This window comes from Stagnimonas aquatica, assembly GCF_003730135.1.
GTDB lineage: Bacteria > Pseudomonadota > Gammaproteobacteria > Nevskiales > Nevskiaceae > Stagnimonas > Stagnimonas aquatica.
Window position 1 is genome coordinate 18,787 of the sequence record NZ_RJVO01000005.1, and the last position, 16,904, is coordinate 35,690.

13 protein-coding genes are annotated in these 16,904 nt (G+C 68.0%); 6 read left to right on the forward strand and 7 right to left on the reverse strand.

What is annotated here, in order from left to right; all coding sequences use genetic code 11:
- The first annotated feature begins 3 nt into the window (after positions 1-3).
- From ED208_RS11420 to ED208_RS11430, 3 genes are all read left to right on the forward strand, one after another.
- Positions 4-1,137 (forward strand): alkaline phosphatase family protein, encoded by a 1,134-nt coding sequence (locus ED208_RS11420; protein WP_123212040.1) that lies wholly within the window; start codon positions 4-6, stop codon positions 1,135-1,137.
- Positions 1,134-1,685 (forward strand): hypothetical protein, encoded by a 552-nt coding sequence (locus ED208_RS11425; protein WP_123212041.1) that lies wholly within the window; start codon positions 1,134-1,136, stop codon positions 1,683-1,685. Before ED208_RS11420 ends, ED208_RS11425 begins: the two co-directional genes overlap by 4 nt.
- A 287-nt stretch (positions 1,686-1,972) precedes the next feature.
- Positions 1,973-3,478 carry an Aq_1262 family (lipo)protein gene (locus ED208_RS11430; RefSeq protein WP_233575053.1) on the forward strand — a complete coding sequence of 502 codons (1,506 nt, stop codon included), beginning with the start codon at positions 1,973-1,975 and terminating at the stop codon, positions 3,476-3,478.
- Positions 3,479-3,959: 481 nt separating this feature from the next.
- Here the strand turns inward: ED208_RS11430 and ED208_RS11435 are convergent, their stop codons facing one another.
- Together ED208_RS11435 and ED208_RS11440 are read right to left on the reverse strand one after the other, a co-directional pair.
- Entirely contained in the window at positions 3,960-4,484 is a 525-nt protein-coding gene (locus tag ED208_RS11435; RefSeq protein ID WP_123212042.1) for an NUDIX hydrolase, read from the reverse strand.
- Positions 4,481-5,308, reverse strand: a complete 828-nt coding sequence (locus ED208_RS11440; protein ID WP_123212043.1) for a 23S rRNA (adenine(2030)-N(6))-methyltransferase RlmJ — start codon at positions 5,306-5,308, stop codon at positions 4,481-4,483. Before ED208_RS11440 ends, ED208_RS11435 begins: the two co-directional genes overlap by 4 nt.
- Before the next feature lie 135 nt (positions 5,309-5,443).
- Between ED208_RS11440 and ED208_RS11445 the strand changes: the two genes are divergently transcribed.
- Positions 5,444-8,605, forward strand: a complete 3,162-nt coding sequence (locus ED208_RS11445) for a TonB-dependent receptor plug domain-containing protein (RefSeq protein ID WP_123212044.1) — start codon at positions 5,444-5,446, stop codon at positions 8,603-8,605.
- Between the two features lie 144 nt (positions 8,606-8,749).
- Here ED208_RS11445 and ED208_RS11450 read toward each other — a convergent pair whose 3' ends face one another.
- The gene (locus tag ED208_RS11450) at positions 8,750-10,102 is read right to left on the reverse strand and encodes a DcaP family trimeric outer membrane transporter (RefSeq protein ID WP_233575054.1); all 1,353 of its coding nucleotides are present in this window, start codon (positions 10,100-10,102) and stop codon (positions 8,750-8,752) included.
- Between the two features lie 236 nt (positions 10,103-10,338).
- On the opposite strand from ED208_RS11450, the gene ED208_RS11455 reads away from it, so the two are divergent.
- Both ED208_RS11455 and ED208_RS11460 read left to right on the forward strand, forming a co-directional pair.
- Entirely contained in the window at positions 10,339-11,043 is a 705-nt protein-coding gene (locus tag ED208_RS11455) for a response regulator transcription factor (RefSeq protein ID WP_123212045.1), read from the forward strand.
- A 266-nt stretch (positions 11,044-11,309) separates the two neighbouring features.
- Entirely contained in the window at positions 11,310-12,296 is a 987-nt protein-coding gene (locus tag ED208_RS11460) for an SDH family Clp fold serine proteinase (RefSeq protein WP_123212046.1), read from the forward strand.
- Between the two features lie 295 nt (positions 12,297-12,591).
- Here the strand turns inward: ED208_RS11460 and ED208_RS11465 are convergent, their stop codons facing one another.
- The 4 genes from ED208_RS11465 to ED208_RS11480 all read right to left on the reverse strand — a co-directional run bounded on the left by ED208_RS11465 (position 12,592) and on the right by ED208_RS11480 (position 16,852).
- Positions 12,592-13,188 carry a MarC family protein gene (locus ED208_RS11465; RefSeq protein ID WP_123212047.1) on the reverse strand — a complete coding sequence of 199 codons (597 nt, stop codon included), beginning with the start codon at positions 13,186-13,188 and terminating at the stop codon, positions 12,592-12,594.
- A gap of 42 nt (positions 13,189-13,230) precedes the next feature.
- The gene (locus tag ED208_RS11470; RefSeq protein WP_199720601.1) at positions 13,231-14,559 is read right to left on the reverse strand and encodes a dihydroorotase; all 1,329 of its coding nucleotides are present in this window, start codon (positions 14,557-14,559) and stop codon (positions 13,231-13,233) included.
- An 83-nt stretch (positions 14,560-14,642) separates the two neighbouring features.
- Positions 14,643-16,130, reverse strand: a complete 1,488-nt coding sequence (locus ED208_RS11475) for a sensor histidine kinase (RefSeq protein WP_123212049.1) — start codon at positions 16,128-16,130, stop codon at positions 14,643-14,645.
- Entirely contained in the window at positions 16,127-16,852 is a 726-nt protein-coding gene (locus ED208_RS11480; RefSeq protein WP_123212050.1) for a response regulator transcription factor, read from the reverse strand. The genes ED208_RS11475 and ED208_RS11480 overlap by 4 nt, the downstream gene beginning before the upstream one ends.
- Between the last annotated feature and the right edge of the window lie 52 nt (positions 16,853-16,904).

Sequence of the window (16,904 nt, forward strand, 5' to 3'; positions counted from 1 at the left end):
CCGATGAAAGCCCTGCTGCCCCTGCTGTTGATCCTCGGCCTCGCCGCCTGCGGTGGCAGCGAGCCCGCCACTGGCGCCGGCAGCAAGGCCAGCAAGCCCGGCCACGTGTTCATCATCGTGCTAGAGAACAAGAGCTACGCCGACACCTTCGGCGCCGGGGCCGACAGCGCCGCGCCGTATCTGGCCAGCGAGCTACCCAAGCTGGGCGTGCTGCTGAGCCAGTACCACGGCACCGGCCACGTCAGCCTCGACAACTACATCAGCATGGTCGGCGGCCAGTCGCCGAACACCGCGACCGCCACCGACTGCCTCGCCTATCTCGACTGGGTCGGCACCACCACGCCGGACGCCAACGGCCAGGTCACCGGCTTTGGCTGCGTCTACCCGCCGGCGATCAAGACCATCGCCAACCAGTTGCAGGACAAGGGACTGAGCTGGAAGGGCTATATGCAGGACATGGGCTTCGACCTCGCGCGCGACGGCTCGGCGACCTGCTCGCACCCCAAGCTCAATGCACAGGACGGCACCCAGTCGGCGACCGCGAGCGATCAGTACGCGACCCGCCACAACCCCTTCATGTACTTCCACAGCATCATCGACGACCAGGCCAACTGCGACGCCCATGTGGTCGAGCTGGCGGCGCTTAAGGCCGATCTGCTGAAGGAGGCGACCACGCCCCGCTACGCCTTCATCACCCCCAACCTCTGCGCCGACGGCCACGACAGCGGCTGCGCCAACGGCGATCCGGGCGGTCTGGTCGGCATCGACGACTTCCTCAAGGAATGGGTGCCGAGAATCATGGCCTCGCCGGCCTACCAGAAAGATGGCCTGATCCTGGTCACCTTCGACGAGGCCAATCTCGGCGCCAACACCGAGGACGCTGCCGCCTGCTGCAACGAGCCGCGCGGCCCCAACAGCGTGCTGCCCGGCCTGTTCGGCCCCGGCGGCGGCCGCATCGGCGCGGTGCTGATTTCGCCCTTCATCAAGCCGGGCACGCTGTCCGAGGTGCCCTACAACCACTACTCCATGCTCAAGAGCATCGAGGACCTGTTCGGCCTGCCCTATCTGGGCCACGCCGGTCAGGCGGGGCTGGCGCCGTTCGGCACCGACGTCTACAGCAATCTGCCGGGCGCATGAGACAACCGGTTCGCGCGCTGCTCGGCCTGCTGCTCGGCGTCGCCGCCCAGGCTGTCGGCGCGGAACCAGCGATGACGCCGGTCACCGGCCCTGGCTACGCGCTGCAACTGCCGGCCGGCTGGGACTTGCGCCGCAACGCCACCGAGGTGCCGCTCTACGCGCGCGCCACCGCACCGGGCTGGGAGGGCGTGGCCCTGGCGGTGAACAGCCAGCGCCTGGACGACCCCGCGAGCTGCCTCGACGGCCAGACCCAGCGCCGCCTGCGCGCCCTGGCCGAGAAGGCCACGGCCTTCGAGCAGTTGGAGGAGCACCGCCTGCAACTCGACGGCCTGCCCGCCTACGAATACGTGCTGCGCTACCGCCTGGGTGAGCGCGAGCTGAGCGCCTACCTGCTCACCGTCGCCGGCGAGGGCCGCTGGGCCAGCGCCCTGCTCAGCGCCGATCCGGCGCACTTCGAACTGCGCCGCCGGGAGTTGCGGCAGATCGTCGAGAGCCTGCGTCCGCAGCGCCACGACGGGCCGGACTACCAGCCGCCGAAGCGGAGTTAGGGCGCGTGAGGCTCGAGCACGACCAAGCCGGTCTCCTTGCCCCGCTCGCGGGGGAGTCGGAAGCCGAAGGCTTTCGACGGGATGGGGGCCTTGGCCGTCATCGGGTCGTACGCAAACCGCAAACCGCCCCCACCCTAGCCCTCCCCCGCAAGCGGGGGAGGGAACTGGCTTGCGGGGTATTGCTGGCCTGGGCGCTTGCGGCCTGCGGCAAACCGGCTGAACCGGCCAAGCCGGCCGCCGCTGCCACGGCTACCGCAACTGCGACTGCCTACCAGACCCGCGAGGCCTTGGTCGCCTTCAGCAATCCCGAGCCGGGCGTGCCGCCGCAGTGCTACACCCGGACCGAGGGCCAGGCGAATCCCTGCTGGACCTGTCACACCACCCGCAACGGCCGCAACGACAAGGGCGACTGGGAGTTGCAGGAGCAGTACGCCTTCTCGCCGGCGGCGATGGACAACCATTGGCGCAACGTCTTCACCGACCGCCGCCCGGCCATCGCCGCCATCAGCGACGCCGAGGTGCTGACCTACATCCGCCAGGACAACTACCAGCCGATCTACGCGGCCGCCCAGCGCGGCGGCAACCCGCCCGGCTACCGGCCCGATCTCGACTACCGCCAGGGCTTCGACGCCCAGGGCTGGGCGCGCGACGGCTCCGGCTGGCGGGCCTTCCGCTACAAGCCCCTTCCCGGCGGCTTCTGGCCCACCAATGGCGCCAGCGACGATGTGCTGATCCGCCTGCCCGCGCGCTTTCGCCAGGACGCCCAGGGCCGCGAGTCGCGGGCCGTCTACAGCGCCAATCTCGCGATTCTGGAAGCGGCGATGACGGTCGCAGACACCGTGCCCGAGGCCGAGCTAAGGCGCGCCATCGAGCCGGTGTCAGAGACCCTCGTCGGCGTCGATCTCGATGGCGACGGCAAGCTCGCCACGGCCCGCCATGTCCAGGGTCTGCCTAAGCGTTACGCCGGCGCGGCGGCGAACGAGCCGGTACGGCGCTGGAGCTACCCACAGGGCACCGAGTTTCTGCACAGCCTGCGCTACGTCGATCCCGACCAGCCCAATCTGCTCTCGCCCCGACTCAAGGAGCTGCGCTACAGCATCAAGCGCCTGGACCTCGACGACAGCGCGCTCAAGGGCGCCTACCGCGAGGAGCGCGACGAGAAGGCCGCCGGCCTGGCGCCGCGCTATCGCGGCAACCCGGAGCTGGGGCTGATGAACGCCTTCGGCTGGAGCTATCAGGGCTGGATCGAGGACGCCAAGGGCGCACTGCGTTTGCAAACCCTGGAGGAGCACTACCACTGCATGGGCTGCCACGGCGGCCTGGGCATCACCGCCGATTCCTCCTTCGGCTTTCCGCGCAAGGCGCCGGGCGAGAGAGGCTGGGGCTGGCAGACGCTGGAGGGCCTCCGCGACGTGCCGATGGCCGGCCACGCCGAACCGGAGGTGCTCACCTGGTTCCAGCGCGCCGGCGGCGGCGACGCCTTCCGCAGCAACGACGAGGTGCTGGCGCGCTTCTTCCCCGGCGGCCTGCTCGACCGCACCGCCGTGCTGCGCGCCGCGCCGGGCGGCGACCGCGACCTGCGCTGGCTGATCGTGCCCAGCCGCGAGCGCGCGCTGGCGCTCAACAAGGCCTATTGGGCCCTGGTGCGCGAGCAGGATTTCATCCACGGCCGCGAACCCTTCCTGCGCCCGCCGGAGCAGGTGCATCGCCGCATCGACAATGGCGACACCGGCCTGCGCGCCGAGGAGCGGGTCTATTCCGACGGCCGCATCTGGCTGGACTGGGGCGACTAGGATCTGCCTCCCCTGCGCTGGCACGGGGGGTGTCGCCGGTAGGCGACGGAGGGGTCCGCTGTTCTCGTCAGGCCTGGAACCCATCGTCGGCAACCCCTCTGTCACTGCGTGACATCTCCCCTACTGGCGTAGGGGCGACACAGGTCGGCAGCGCCGGTTCGCGAACAGTGCAAAGGTCAGGGCTGGTGCGCAGCTTTCTGCCTAGCCACCGCCATCCCCAGCCAAGCAGTCAGATCGGCTAGGCCTGCCTCCCCTGCCCCAGCAGGGGAGGTGGCGCCGACAGGCGACGGAGGGGTCCGCCGTTCTCGTCAAGCCTGGAGCCGACCGTCGGCAACCCCTCTGTCACTGCGTGACATCTCCCCTACTGCCGCAGGGGAGACACAACCGGCTGCGGCGAGGATTTAGCCCGCCGCGCCGCCGACTTGAGCAGCGGGCGACAGTTGCCGCTCCAACCACTCTGCCTCCAGCCGCTCCACCGCCTTCAGGCGAACTGCGCGCCGTTGGCGAAGTAGAGCCCGGCGTAGACACGCGGCTCCACCCGCAGGCCCTCGGCGCGCTTGCGCTCCAGCCAGTCGTGCGCGCCGTCGAGCGGCACCAGATGCACGCTGATGTCCTCGTCGCCGACGCCGCCGCCGGCGTGCTCGCGCACCAGGCCACGGATGCCGACCAGGGTCAGTTGTTCGGAGGTGAGCCCGGCGGCGGTCGGCCCCTGGGTGAGCAGAAACGCCTCACTACCGCGAAAGCCGGTCTCTTCCAGCATCTCGCGCAGCGCGGCGTCCTCAAAGCTCTCGCCCTCGGGGCTGTCGGCATCGCCGACGATGCCGGCCGGCAGCTCGATGGTCTTGCACTGCTGCGGGATGCGGGTCTGCTCCACCAGCACCAGCTCGCGTGCCGGCGTCACCGCGATGATGACCACCGCGCCACGGGCGTTGACGCGGCTGACGTATTCCCAGTGACGGTCGCGCTTGAGTTCGAGGAACTCCCCTTTGTGCAGCGTGCGGATCATGCTTCGGTCTTCAGCCAGGTGATGTGGGAGGCAGCGCGGCTGCCGTGGGCGAGTTCGCGGGCGAGGATGTCCAGCGCCGGCGCCATGTCCTCGGCAAAGCGGTAGGGCGGATTCACCACCAGCAAGCCGCTGCCACGCATCTGGCCCTCGGCCTTGGCGCCAGTGTCGAAGCGGAAGTCCACCACCGGCTTGCTGCTGAGCGTCGCCGCGCGGCGGCAGAAGCGCTCCACCTCATGGCTGTTCTTGAGCGGATACCAGAAGGCGTAGACGCCGCCGGCGAAGCGCGCCTGCGCGCGTTGCAGGAAGTCGGTCATCGCCGCGAACTCGTCGCGGCGCTCGAACGGCGGGTCCACCAGCACCAGGCCGCGCTTCTCGACCGGCGGCAGCAGGCTTGCCGCCTCGTAGCCGTCGCGGACGTGGACGGTGGCGTCGAACAGCTGCGTGCGCAGCGCCTCGGCCACTTCCGGCACCGATTCGCAGAGCAGCAGCCGGTCAGCCTCGCGCGCCAGCGCCTTCACGAACGCCGGCGAGCCGGGGTAGCGGCGCCAGGCGCCACCGCTGTTGGCGGCGCTGACGATGCGCTGCCAGCTCGCCAGCGGCTCAGGGGCATCCTTCAAGCCCTGCAACAGCAGCGCGCCCTCGGCCGCCTCGCCGGTGCGGGTGGCGGCGGCGCCGGTCAAGTCGTAGCCGCCGCTGCCGGCATGGGTATCGAGATAGGCGTAGGGCTTGTCCTTGCGCGCCATGGCCTGGGCCAGGCCGCAGAGCAGGACGTGTTTGTGCACGTCGGCGAAGTTGCCGGCGTGGAAGTCGTGGCGGTAGTGCATCGGCCCATTATCGGCCAAGCCCGTCGGCCCCGAGCGGGTCGGCAGCTTGGCGCGAGAAAACCTGAGGTCGTCGTCATCCCAAAAGCGGCCGGGACGTTGTTGTGCGCCTGCCCCCCGGGACTGACACCGCCGCCCATGACCCACCGCGCCCGCATCGCGCTGCACACCGCCCTCTTCGGCCTGCTGGCCCTGCCCGCACTCGCGTCTGCGCAGGAGACGGAAGCCGGCGCCGCCGACACCGCCACCATCGCCGTCCAGAGCCTGCCAGAGCAGGACAGCTCGCCGGCCGCCAAGGAAAAATCGACCGGCCCTGCGGTCAAGCTGCAGGCGGTCGAAGTGACCGGCTCGCGTATCAAGCGCACCGACTCGGAGACCTCCCAGCCGGTGGTCCGGCTGAGTCGAAAGGATCTGGAGCGCAGCGGCTCGAACAGCGTCGGCGAGATTCTCCAGGCCCTCCCCGCCGCCGGCGCGGCGCTCAACACCACCTTCAACAACGGCGGCACCGGCGCCACCGAGGTGGACCTCCGCAATCTCGGCTCCAACCGCGTGCTGGTGCTGGTGGACGGCCACCGCTGGATCTCCGGCCTGCGCGCGCTGTCGACCAACTCGGTGGACCTCAACACCGTGCCGTTTGCCATCGTCGACCGCGTCGACGTGTTGCAGGACGGCGCCTCGGCGGCTTACGGCTCCGACGCCGTCACCGGCGTGGTCAACATCATCACCCGCAAGAAATTCCGTGGCCTCAACCTCAGTGCCCAGCAGGGCGTCTACGAGCAGGGCGACGGTGAAAACGGACTGCTGTCGCTGACCGGCGGCACCGTGTTCGACGGCCTGTTCGGCGGCCAGAGCACCTCCATTGCCGCCAGCCTGAGCGTACAGAACCAGGCCGACATCTTTGCCGGCGACCGCGAGATTTCGCGCCTGCCCAAGGTCAACACCGGCCTCACTCGAGGCTCCAGCTTTACGCCCGAGGGCCGCTTCCTGTTCGTCGGCTCGCCCACCACCACCCCACGATTTGGCGCTGACAGCTGTCCCGGCCTTGCCGGCGGCATCGCCCAAGGCCTGCTCGATGACAACGGCGTGCCGATCACCCTGCCCGGCCAGCTCTCGCAACTGCCTGCCGGCGTGAATCTCTGCGACATCACCCACGTCACCGGCGCCCCCACTGGCGGGGCGGCCAACTACCGGCCGTTTGACCCGATCAACGACCCCTACAACTACGCGCTGACCAACTACCTGGCCACGCCGCTGCGCACCTACAACGCCTATCTCAGCCTGCAGCACGAGTTCATGGACAACCTGCGCTTCACTGCGCAGGGCCTTTACAGCCTCCGGCAGTCCAAGCAGCAGCTGGCGCCCCAGCCCATCGCCTTTGGTGACATCGCGCCGGTGATCGGCGGCCTGATGCCGGGCTCGCTGCTGTCCTACAACCAGGCCACCTACGTCACGCCGGGTCACAGCTTCAACCCGACCTCGGTCAATGGCCAGCTCGGCCAGTACATCGGCCACCTCGACCCCAACGATCCGACCAACGATCCGAGCAACCCGGCGTTCCTGGGGCTGAACTACACCGGCGCGGTATTGCGGCGCATGGTCGAGGGCGGCCCGCGCATCCAGGAGCAGAACGTGCCGACGCGCTTCGGCCGCGCCGGCTTCGAAGGCAGCTTCAGCCTGCTCCAGCAAGTCATCGACTGGGAGCTGGGCTACAGCTACGGCGTCAGCAGCCAGTCGCAGAACCTCTACAACAACTACGCCATGGACCGCCTGCAGCAGGCGGTGGTGGGCAACCGTGGCGCCAACGACGACAACCCCTACAACGTGCCGCTCTGCGTGGCCCCCTGCGTGCCGATCAACTTCTTTGGTGGCCCGGGCAGCATCACGCCCGAGATGCTGGCATTCATCCGCATCGACGAGCACAGCAACACCCGGCAGTCGCAGGGCGACCTCTACCTCAACCTCTCCACCACCCTGCCGGTGCCGCTGCTGGCCGACGACCTCGGCGTCGCCTTGGGCGTGGAACGCCGCTACAGCCACTACAGCGACAACCCCTCGATCTACCAGATCAATGGCACCACCAGCGGCCTGCCGGCGCAGTCCACCGAGGGCGTCGTCATTGCCCGCGAGGCCTTTGTCGAACTCGACCTGCCGCTGCTCAAGCAGCTGCCGCTGGCCCAGGATCTGAGCCTGAACCTCGCCGGCCGGGTGTCGGACTACGACAGCTTCGGCACCACCCAGAACGGCAAGATCGGCGGTCGCTGGAAGCCGGTGAACGACCTCTTGCTGCGCAGCAGCTTCTCGACCTCGTTCCGCGCGCCCAATCCGGGCGAGCTGTTCCTCTCCAATGCCGGCAGCTACCCGGCGCTCACCGACCCCTGCGCCGCGCCGGAAGACGGCTCGGTCACCGCCACCAATTGCAGCGCCGACGGCGTCAGCCCCTACACCCAGACGGTCGCCCAGTACTACTCGCCCTTCACCGGCAATCGCGATCTGCAACCGGAAACCTCGCACTCGCTGACCGCCGGTCTGGTGATCAACCCGCGTTTCCTGGAAGGCTTCGACATCAGCGCCGACTACTTCCGCATCAAGGTCGACAACTACATCACCCCGCCGGGCGCGCAGCTGATCCTCGACCAGTGCTACACCACCACCGGCCGTGGTTTCTGCGAGTACATCAGCCGCAACCCATCCAACGGCCAGCTGCTGAGCGTGCTGAACAGCTACCAGAACTTCCCCTCGCTGGAGACGGCGGGTGTGGACTTCAACCTCAACTACCAGCTGCCGGACCTGGTGCCGGCGCTGGGGCGCTTCAAGATCGCCGCCAACGCCACCTTCCTGTCCAGCTTCACCCAGATGGTGGCGAGCGCCGACGGACCGCAGCGCGACGATTCGACCCGCCCCGGCGTGCTGACCCTGCCGCGCTGGAAGATCAACCCCTCGCTGCAGTGGATGAAAGGCGCCTACAGCGGCAGCCTCAACACCCGCATCATCTGGGGCGTGACCGAGGGCTGCGACGACGGCATCACGCCCTCGCTGTCCGATCTGGGGCTGTGCTCCAACCCGGACAACCGCGACCGCTTCGGCAACCCCGATCCGCAGAACCGCGTCCACTACGCCTGGAAGACCGATCTACAGCTGGGCTACAACGCCAAGGCCGAGCGCGCGCAGTTCACTCTGGGTGTGCAGAACCTGTTTGACCGCGATCCGCCGATTGCCTACTCGGCCTTCGCCAACAGCTTCGACCCCAGCTACTGGGTGCCCGGCCGCTTCTTCTACGCCGGCATCAAGAAGGACTTCTAAGTCCGCCACCGGAAGCACGCACAAGGCCCCGCACGCGGGGCCTTGTTGCGTTTTGGGACGGCATGGCGGCCGCCCCGCTGGAAAGCTGCCCCCAAAAAAAAGCCCCGCGTGAGCGGGGCCAGGAGGGACACCTCTTGAAGACGTTCAGAACAGGTATTTGGTGGAGAACTGCAAGCGGTCCAGCGCGCCGTCGGCGCCGCTCTCGATCTCGCGACTGGCGTGGCGGTACTCGACGCCGAAGGTGAGCTTGGCGACCGGCGAGTACAACAGGTTGCCGCTGAAGCTGGTCACGCTCTTGGTCACCGCACCGCCGGTGAGGGCGATGTCGTTGTCGGCCTGGAAGGTCGAGGCGGTGAAGGTGGAGCGCAGGGTCGGCGTCCACTGGTGCTTGTAGGCGAGATAGCCGGCGGTGATGCCGATGCTGCTCAGCTCGCCATTGGCCAGCACCGCGTCGGCCGAGGTGCCCAGCGCCAGATAGCGACCCAGGCCCTCGCCGCTGGTGAGCATGAACTTGAGATCGTCCTTGCCCAGCGGGATGCGGCCGGAGAAGCTCACGCCGCCACCGGTGCTGCTGTCGCTGACGGCGGCAACGGCGCCCGCAGCCGGGTTGTCGACATGCAGCTGGCGCAGCAGGCCGGCCAGGCTCAGCTCGGCGGCGCCGAGCTTGAAGTTGTAGCGCGCCACCGCATCGGGGATGCGGCCGTCGCCGGAACCCGCCACCGTGCCACCACCGCCCGGCAGCACCGAGGTCTCGGTGTTTTCCAGCGCGAGTTGGAAGTTGCCCAGGGTGTAGCGCGCCTGAGGCTGGCGCATGAACACCGTGCCATCGCTGGGGAAGGCGACGAAGTCCAGCGTCTCCGGCAGCGCGCCCATGTTCTGGAAGGTGCTCCACTCCTGGCCGATCAGCCAGTTGTCATAGGTGAGGAAGGCGCGGCGCAGGCCAGGGTTGTAGGCATTGGTGACCAGCTCGTTGCCAGTGCCCTGGCTGACGATGAAGTCGAACTCCACATGGGTGCCGAGCTTGTGGCCGTCCAGCGCCGTTTCGGTCTTGAGGAACAGCCGGGTTTCCTTGGCGTGGGCGTCGAAGAAGTCGCGGCTCTCGCCGGTGCCGGTGCTGACCGGGATGGTGCCGGGCACGTAAAAGTCGCGGCTGGTGCTCTGTGCCACCTCGCCCTCGCTGAAGCGCGAGTACATGGCGTCGGCCTTCACATAGCCGCCCCAGGTGAGCTTGGTGTCGCCGATCTTGGTCTCGCCCGGCTTGGCGGCCGGTGCGGCAGCCGCCACCGGGGGCGGAGGCGGCATCGGACGGGCGGCGCGCTCGGCTGCGAGCTGCGCCTCCAGCGCATCGAGCCGCTGGCGCAGCTCCTTGATGACGGCGGCGGTGTCGGCATCCGGCGCGGCAAGCGCCGGAGCGGACAGCGACAGGGCCAGCGCGCCGGCGCAGAACGCGCGGGCGGCCAGGGCGAAAGGACTAGCGGGGTAGCGGCTGGGCAGCATGGGTTTCTCCTCGGAGTTGTTCTAGTGACAACGGAGCCGAGCTTGATCCCCACCCTGCCGCCGTCACATTCCCCGAAGGTCGTAAGACCCAGCCGCTACGACCAAAGTCTTACGGGCCTGCCGCCCGTTGGCGGGTCGCCGCGTTGCTGGCCGCAAGCCGCCAATTGGTGGCAGGCCCTTACGATCTGGCAGGATGCGGATCGAGGACCAACACTCGCCGCATGAGCTCGCCAGAAATGCCCAGCGCCCAATCGCATCCCGTTGTGGTGATCGCCGACGACCATCCCCTGTTCCGCGCCGCTCTGCGTCTGGCGGTGGAGCGGGTATTGCCCGGCGTCGCGGTCACCGAGGCCGACAGCTACGAGGGGCTGCGCAACGCCATCAGCAAGGTGCCGGACGCCGACCTGGTGCTGCTCGACCTGCGCATGCCCGGCGTGCAGGGCTATTCCTCGCTGGTCTGGCTGCGCGCCGAGCACCCCAGCGTGCCGGTGGTGATGATCTCCGCGGAGGAAGACAGCGCCACCATCCACCGCGCGCTGGACTTCGGCGCCGCCGGCTTCATCCCCAAGTCCGCCGGCCTGGACGTGCTCACCACTGCCATCACCGCCGTGCTCGACGGCCAGCTGTGGACGCCGCCGGAAGTAGCCCCGCCGACCACCGACAGCGACGACGCCCAGCTCGCCCGCCGCGTCGCCAGCCTCTCGCCACAGCAGTTGAAGGTGCTGATGCACCTGGCCGACGGCCGCCTGAATAAGCAGATCGCCTACGACCTGGAAGTGACCGAAGCCACCATCAAGGCCCACGTCACCGCCATTCTCCGCAAGCTCGGCCTCTACCGCCGCACCCAGGCCGCCGTGTTGGCGCAGCGCCTGCTGCTGGCCGAGGCGGTGCCTTTGGATGTCAGCAGCTTTGCGACGGGTGGGGAGGATGACGAGGGGTAGTTGTAGGCAGCTTCACTCACCGGCGCGATCACCCCTCAAAGCGCCGGCTCGCCACGAGATTTGTAGGGTGGGCAAAGCGAAGCGTGCCCACGCCGACAATCGCAAACGAGTGCGCGTGGGCCCGGCCTTCGGCCTTCGGCCTTTGCCTACCCTACGCCTGCCTGCCTTGAAATATGCCAAGTTTCAATTCGCCCTGGCCAGACGACCCGTGCCAGAATATCCGCGTAACGCGTCAGAACTTCGACTAGAACGCGGGGGAAAATCTAATGAACTACCAGACTCGTCAGCAGATTTATCGGCGAATCGAGCGCGCTCGCTCGTCAAAGGTGCTCGCATTCGTAACCGGTGACCGACCGCAGTTGGAGACGCAAATTGCTCCGGACTGCATCCCACTCTTTGTCGATCTTTTGGATCAAATTGGTCCAACTAAGAAGATATCCCTGATTCTCCACACGAATGGCGGGCACACCTCTGCTGCTTGGCGGCTGATTAATCTAATCCGAACATTCTGCGACGAGCTGGAAGTACTAATCCCACTGAAGGCACTGAGTTCTGGGACGCTGATCTCGATCGGTGCTGACAAGATAATAATGACGAAGCAAGCAGCCCTAGGGCCAATCGACCCTAGCTTGGTGCATGCGCTCAGCCCCACCGTTCCGGGTCCATTTCCCGGCCAAGTTCAGCGGGTTCCTGCGAGTGTGGAAGCGGTAAGAGGCTACCTAGATCACGCGACACAAGATCTGAAAATTACTGACGAGGCGGCAAGAGCGAGCTTGCTTATCGACCTGTCAAATAAGATTCATCCACTAGTGCTCGGCGAAATATTTCGTTCTCGTCAACAAATTCGGTATTTGGCAAAGAAGCTGCTTTCACCGCAGATTAGAGACGCCAAAAAAGTGGACAAAATTATTGACTTTCTCTGCGCTGATTCGGGTAGCCATGACTACACAATCAACCGCCGAGAGGCCCATGAACTGGGTCTCCCCACAGGGAAACCGTCTGAGTCCTTCTATCGGCTTCTACGCGACGTTAACGCCAGCTATACAGCGGAACTACAACTGCTTGAGCCATTATCTGTAGATGTCGTTTTGGGTGTGGCACAGCAAGTGCAGTACACCCACGTGCGCGGGCTGGTTGAAAGTTGCGATGGCGGCAGTTATCGCTTCTTAACCGAGGGAACCTATACTCGATTGCCTCAACCTCCCGACGCGATCAATGACCGCAAGAGCTTTGAAGGTTGGAGGAAAATATGAACATCAGTCAGACCACTGCAATGGGTGTCTTTGTAGAACAAGCCGACGCGAGCAATGTTTTCAGGCTCACGACCGGGTCGCTAATCGCAACTGAGACCTCTGCAGGATCCGGAGCACCAACTTCGACGCACACCAGTCCTCCCTTGGCCTTTCGAGGTGCCGAGGTAGATCAGGACTTGGTCAGTCACGATCATGATTTTCAGTTCTGACAAGTCTCAAGAACGAGGACTGAAGTTAGTTTGCCGCCACCTTTAAGCCGTAACCGCCGCCCAACATCCCCCGGCTTCAGCACCCCTCACAAACTCCGCACAAAATCCCGAATCCCGTTGAGCAGCATCTGGGTGGCGAGGATGACCAGCACCATGCCCATCAGGCGCTCCATGGCGCGGGAGCCACGGGAGCCGATCAGTTTGATCAGCCAGGGCGAGCAGACCAGCAGCACCGTAGTGCCTAGCCAGGCGAGCACCAGGGCGACGCTCCACTCGAAGATCAGCTCCGGGCGGGTGGAGCTGAGCAGTAGCAGCACGGCGATGGTCGAGGGGCCGGCGGTGAGCGGCACGGCCAGGGGGACGATGAAGGGATCGGCCACCTCGAACTCGCTGGCGTGCTCGGCGCCGGGGAAGATCATCCGCAGCGAGATGATGAACAGCAGGATGCCGCCGGCGATGTTCAGCGAGGGCTGCGAGAGTCCTAAGAAGGCGAGGATGCCGTTGCCGGCCAAGAGGCAGGCCATGAGGATGACCAGCGCCACCACCAGCTCGCGCACGATCACCTTCACCCGCCGCTCGGGTGCGAGCTTGGAGAGCACGGCGTTGAACACCGGCACGTTGCCGAGCGGGTCCATGATCAGGAACAGCGTCATGGCGACGGGTGCGATTTCAGCCCAGTTCATGGCGGCTCTACTGTCTCAACACGGCAACGAGGGAACAGGCCACTAGCGGCCGCCGGCAAAGTCGATGCGCCGACCGCGCGGCGCCAGCACCTTTTCGCCATCCCAGGCCAGCTCGCCGTTGACCCAGGTCTTGAGGATCTTCGCGCCCAGATTCAGCCCCTCGAAGGGCGACCAGCCACAGAGCGAGAGCACGTCTTCGCGCCGCACCGCCAGCTCGGCCTCGGGATCGACCAGGGTGAGGTCGGCCCAGTAGCCCTCGCGTAGGAAGCCGCGCTCCTGCACGCCGAAGCGGATCGCCGGCGCGTGGCAGGCCTTGCGGATGACGGTGTGCAGGTCCAGCTCGCCGCGCCGCACCAGGCTGAAGAGAGTCGGCAGCGCGTGCTGCACCAGCGGCAGGCCGGAGGGCGCCTTCCAGTAGCCCGCCGACTTCTCGGCCAGGGTGTGCGGCGCGTGGTCGGTGGCGATGATGTCGATGCGGCCGTCGCGCACCGCCGCCAGCAGGGCCTCGCGGTCGGCGGCGGTCTTCACCGCCGGGTTGCACTTGATGAAGGCGCCGCGCTGCTCGTAGTCGGCATCGGTGAAGAACAGGTGGTGCACGCAGACTTCGGCGGTGATCTGCTTGCCCTCCATCGGCCCGGGGGTGAAAAAGCCCATCTCCTCGGCGGTGGTCAGGTGCAGTACGTGCAGGCGGGTGCCGTGCTTCTTGGCCAGGCCCACGGCCAGCTCGGTGGACTTGTAGCAGGCCTCGCGGGAGCGGATGCGGCCGTGCTCGGAAAACGGCACGTCCTCGCCCCAGCGCGCACGTGCGAGATCCTCGTTGTGCTTGATGGTGGGCGTGTCTTCGCAGTGGGTGATGATCGGCACCTGGGCGTGGGCGAAGATGCCGTTGAGCACCTCGGGATCGTCCACCAGCATGTTGCCGGTGCTCGCCCCCATGAACACCTTCACGCCCGGGCTGATGCCGGGCGGCAGGCGCTTGATCTCCTCCAGATTGTCGTTGGCGCCGCCGAAGTAGAAGGCGTAGTTGCCGTGGCAGCGCCCGGCCGCCAGCGCGTACTTGGCGTCGAGCCGTTCGCGGGTGGTGGTGGTCGGGTTGGTGTTGGGCATCTCGAAGAAGCTGGTGATGCCGCCGGCCACCGCCGCCGCGCTCTCGGTGGCGAGATTGCCCTTGTGGGTGAGGCCGGGTTCGCGGAAGTGCACCTGGTCGTCGATCATGCCGGGCATCAGCAGCTTGCCGCCGGCATCGAACACCTCGGCGCCGGCCGGCGCGGTGATCTGGGCGGCGATCTTGGCGATGCGGCCGTTCTCGATCAGCAGGTCGCCGTGGAGCTCGCGGCCTTCATTGATCATGCGGGCATTGGTAATCAGCACGGGGATGCTCCTGGCCTGGGGTGCGCGATTATCGTCCCCCCGCCCCGCCCTAGCCAGCTTGCCGCGTCGACAACCGTCGCCGCTCAGCCCGCGCGCAGCCGCAGCTCCACCTCAAAGCCGCCGCCCTCGCGATTGCGGAACTGCACACTGCCCTCGCCCGCCTCCACGCAGCGGCGGACGATGGCCAGGCCCAGGCCGGTGCCGCCGCTGTCGCGGCTGCGGGCGGCGTCGGGCCGGTAGAAGGGCTCGCCCAGGCGCGCCAGCGCTTCCGGCGGCACGCCGGGGCCACGGTCGCGCAGCCAGACCAGCACGGTGTCGCCACGGGCGGCGGCAGCCAGTTCCACCGGCGGCTGGCCGTAGCGCAGGGCGTTGCGGACGAGGTTGGCGAGCGCGCGCCGCAGCAGCGCCCGGTGGCCGCGCACCGCCAGCTCCGGCGGCAGCGCCAGTTGCACCCGGTCCACTGCGTCCTCGTGCTCCAGGGCCTCGGCGACCAGCTCGGCCAGCGGCAGGCGCTCGGCGGTGCCCGGGTCGCGGGTGAGGCCGGCGCGGGAGAACAGCAGCAGCTCATCGAGCAGCTCGGACATCTGCTGGGCGTCGTCCTGGATGTCGGCGAAGGCCTCGGCGGCGGCGGCCGGCAGGCGCGGCTCCAGCAGGCCCAGGCCGATGCGCAGGCGCGCCAGCGGCGAGGTCACCTCGTGGGCGACGTCGGCGACGAACTGCTTCTGCCCGGCCAACTGGTTGTCCAGCCGCGCCGCCATGCGGTTGACCGCCTCGGCGAGCTGGCCCAGCTCGTCACGCCGGCGCAGTTGCACGCGGGCATCGAAGCGACCGTCGGCGATGCGCTCGGTGGCGCGGGTTACCGCCACCACCGCGCGGGTGATGCTCCAGATAAAGGGCCACCAGAGCAGGGCCGAGAGCAGCACGGTGAGCAGACCGAACAGCGCCCAGTCACCGACGCCGAGATAGCCCAGGAGACTGCGCAGGTCGGCCAGCTCCACGCTCAGCGTCAGCGGCCCGCCCGGCGTGCCACTGCGCCAGGCCGGAATGCGGATGCGGTACTCGCCAAACCAGCGGGCGCGGCGCAGCTCGATCATCTCGGCGCGGCGGGCGCGGTCCGGGCCGTTGCCAGGCGCGGCGGGCGGCTCCGGCCCCAACGAGGGCCGTGGCCCCAACGGCAAGGGCGGCGCGTCGATGGGCGAAACCAGACGTGGCGGCTGCGGCCGCAAGCCCAGGGTGCCGTCGCCCGGCGAAGCGGGGCGGTCCAGCCCACCCGGTGGCGGTTGCGGAAAGCCGCCCGGCGGTTGGCCGCGCCCCATTGGCCCGCCTTCAAGGCGGTAGCGCAGGTTCTGGCCGGCAGCGGCGTGTTCCAGAATCGCCGGCCAGTCGGCCTCGGGCGCCTGCGACAGCTCGGCGGCCAGGCGGTCGCCGACATCCAGCAGGCGCTCGCGGGCGCTGTCGGTGAGCAGCAGGCTCCAGCCCAGGCCGGCGCGGCCCGGCAGCGCCAGGAACAGGGCCGCGATCAGCGCCAGATTGAGCGCCAGCCAGAGCAGCAGCTTGGGGTAGAGCCTCATGCCGCCTCCGGGTCCACCAGCAGGTAGCCGGCGGTACGCACGGTGCGGATGTAGTGCGGCTGCTTGGGGTCGTCGCCGAGCTTGCGGCGCAGGCTGGCGATGTGCACGTCGATGGAGCGGTCGATGCCGTCGAAGCTGCGGTCGCGCGCCTGCTCCAGCAATTGCTCGCGGCTGCACACCCGGCCGCGCCGCTGCGCCAGGGCGAGCAGCAGGTCGAATTCCACCGGCGTCAGCGCCAGCCGCTGGCCGGCCTGCTGGACGCTGCGGGCGCCGACATCGAGACGCAGATCGCCCACTTCCAGGGCCTTCGGCGCCTCTGCCAGCGGCGCGCTACCGGCACGGCGCAGCAGCGCGCGCACCCGCGCCAGCAGCTCGCGCGCCGAGACGGTCTTAGGCAGGTAGTCGTCGGCGCCGCCTTCGAGGCCGTGGATGCGTTCGCTCTCGCCGCCGCGCGCGGTGAGCATCAGGATCGGCAGATTGGACTCCTCGCGCAGACGCTGGAGGATGCTCAGGCCGTCCATGCCCGGCAGCATCACGTCGAGCACCACCAGATCCCAAGGCTCGCTGCGCGCCCGGGCATAACCCTCGGCGCCGTCGTGGACGCAGTGCACGCTCAGGCCGTTGCTGCCCAGATAGTCGGCGAGCAGGCGGGCGAGCTTGCGGTCGTCTTCCACCAGCAGCAGACGGGCGCCAGGGTGCGGTGCGGGAGCGCTGGCGCTCACTGGCGCATCTCCCCTGCGGGCGGGAACAAGCGCGACGGCGTGGCCGGGAGTC

What these genes read in the sequence shown, in the direction of transcription:
- ED208_RS11475 (WP_123212049.1), bottom strand. Translation starts at nt 16,130, where the DNA reads ATGAGGCTCTACCCCAAGCTGCTGCTCTGGCTGGCGCTCAATCTGGCG.
- ED208_RS11455 (WP_123212045.1), top strand. Translation starts at nt 10,339, where the DNA reads ATGCCCAGCGCCCAATCGCATCCCGTTGTGGTGATCGCCGACGACCAT.
- ED208_RS11445 (WP_123212044.1), top strand. Translation starts at nt 5,444, where the DNA reads ATGACCCACCGCGCCCGCATCGCGCTGCACACCGCCCTCTTCGGCCTG.
- ED208_RS11435 (WP_123212042.1), bottom strand. Translation starts at nt 4,484, where the DNA reads ATGATCCGCACGCTGCACAAAGGGGAGTTCCTCGAACTCAAGCGCGAC.
- ED208_RS11440 (WP_123212043.1), bottom strand. Translation starts at nt 5,308, where the DNA reads ATGCACTACCGCCACGACTTCCACGCCGGCAACTTCGCCGACGTGCAC.
- ED208_RS11450 (WP_233575054.1), bottom strand. Translation starts at nt 10,102, where the DNA reads ATGCTGCCCAGCCGCTACCCCGCTAGTCCTTTCGCCCTGGCCGCCCGC.
- ED208_RS11425 (WP_123212041.1), top strand. Translation starts at nt 1,134, where the DNA reads ATGAGACAACCGGTTCGCGCGCTGCTCGGCCTGCTGCTCGGCGTCGCC.
- ED208_RS11460 (WP_123212046.1), top strand. Translation starts at nt 11,310, where the DNA reads ATGAACTACCAGACTCGTCAGCAGATTTATCGGCGAATCGAGCGCGCT.
- ED208_RS11465 (WP_123212047.1), bottom strand. Translation starts at nt 13,188, where the DNA reads ATGAACTGGGCTGAAATCGCACCCGTCGCCATGACGCTGTTCCTGATC.
- ED208_RS11420 (WP_123212040.1), top strand. Translation starts at nt 4, where the DNA reads ATGAAAGCCCTGCTGCCCCTGCTGTTGATCCTCGGCCTCGCCGCCTGC.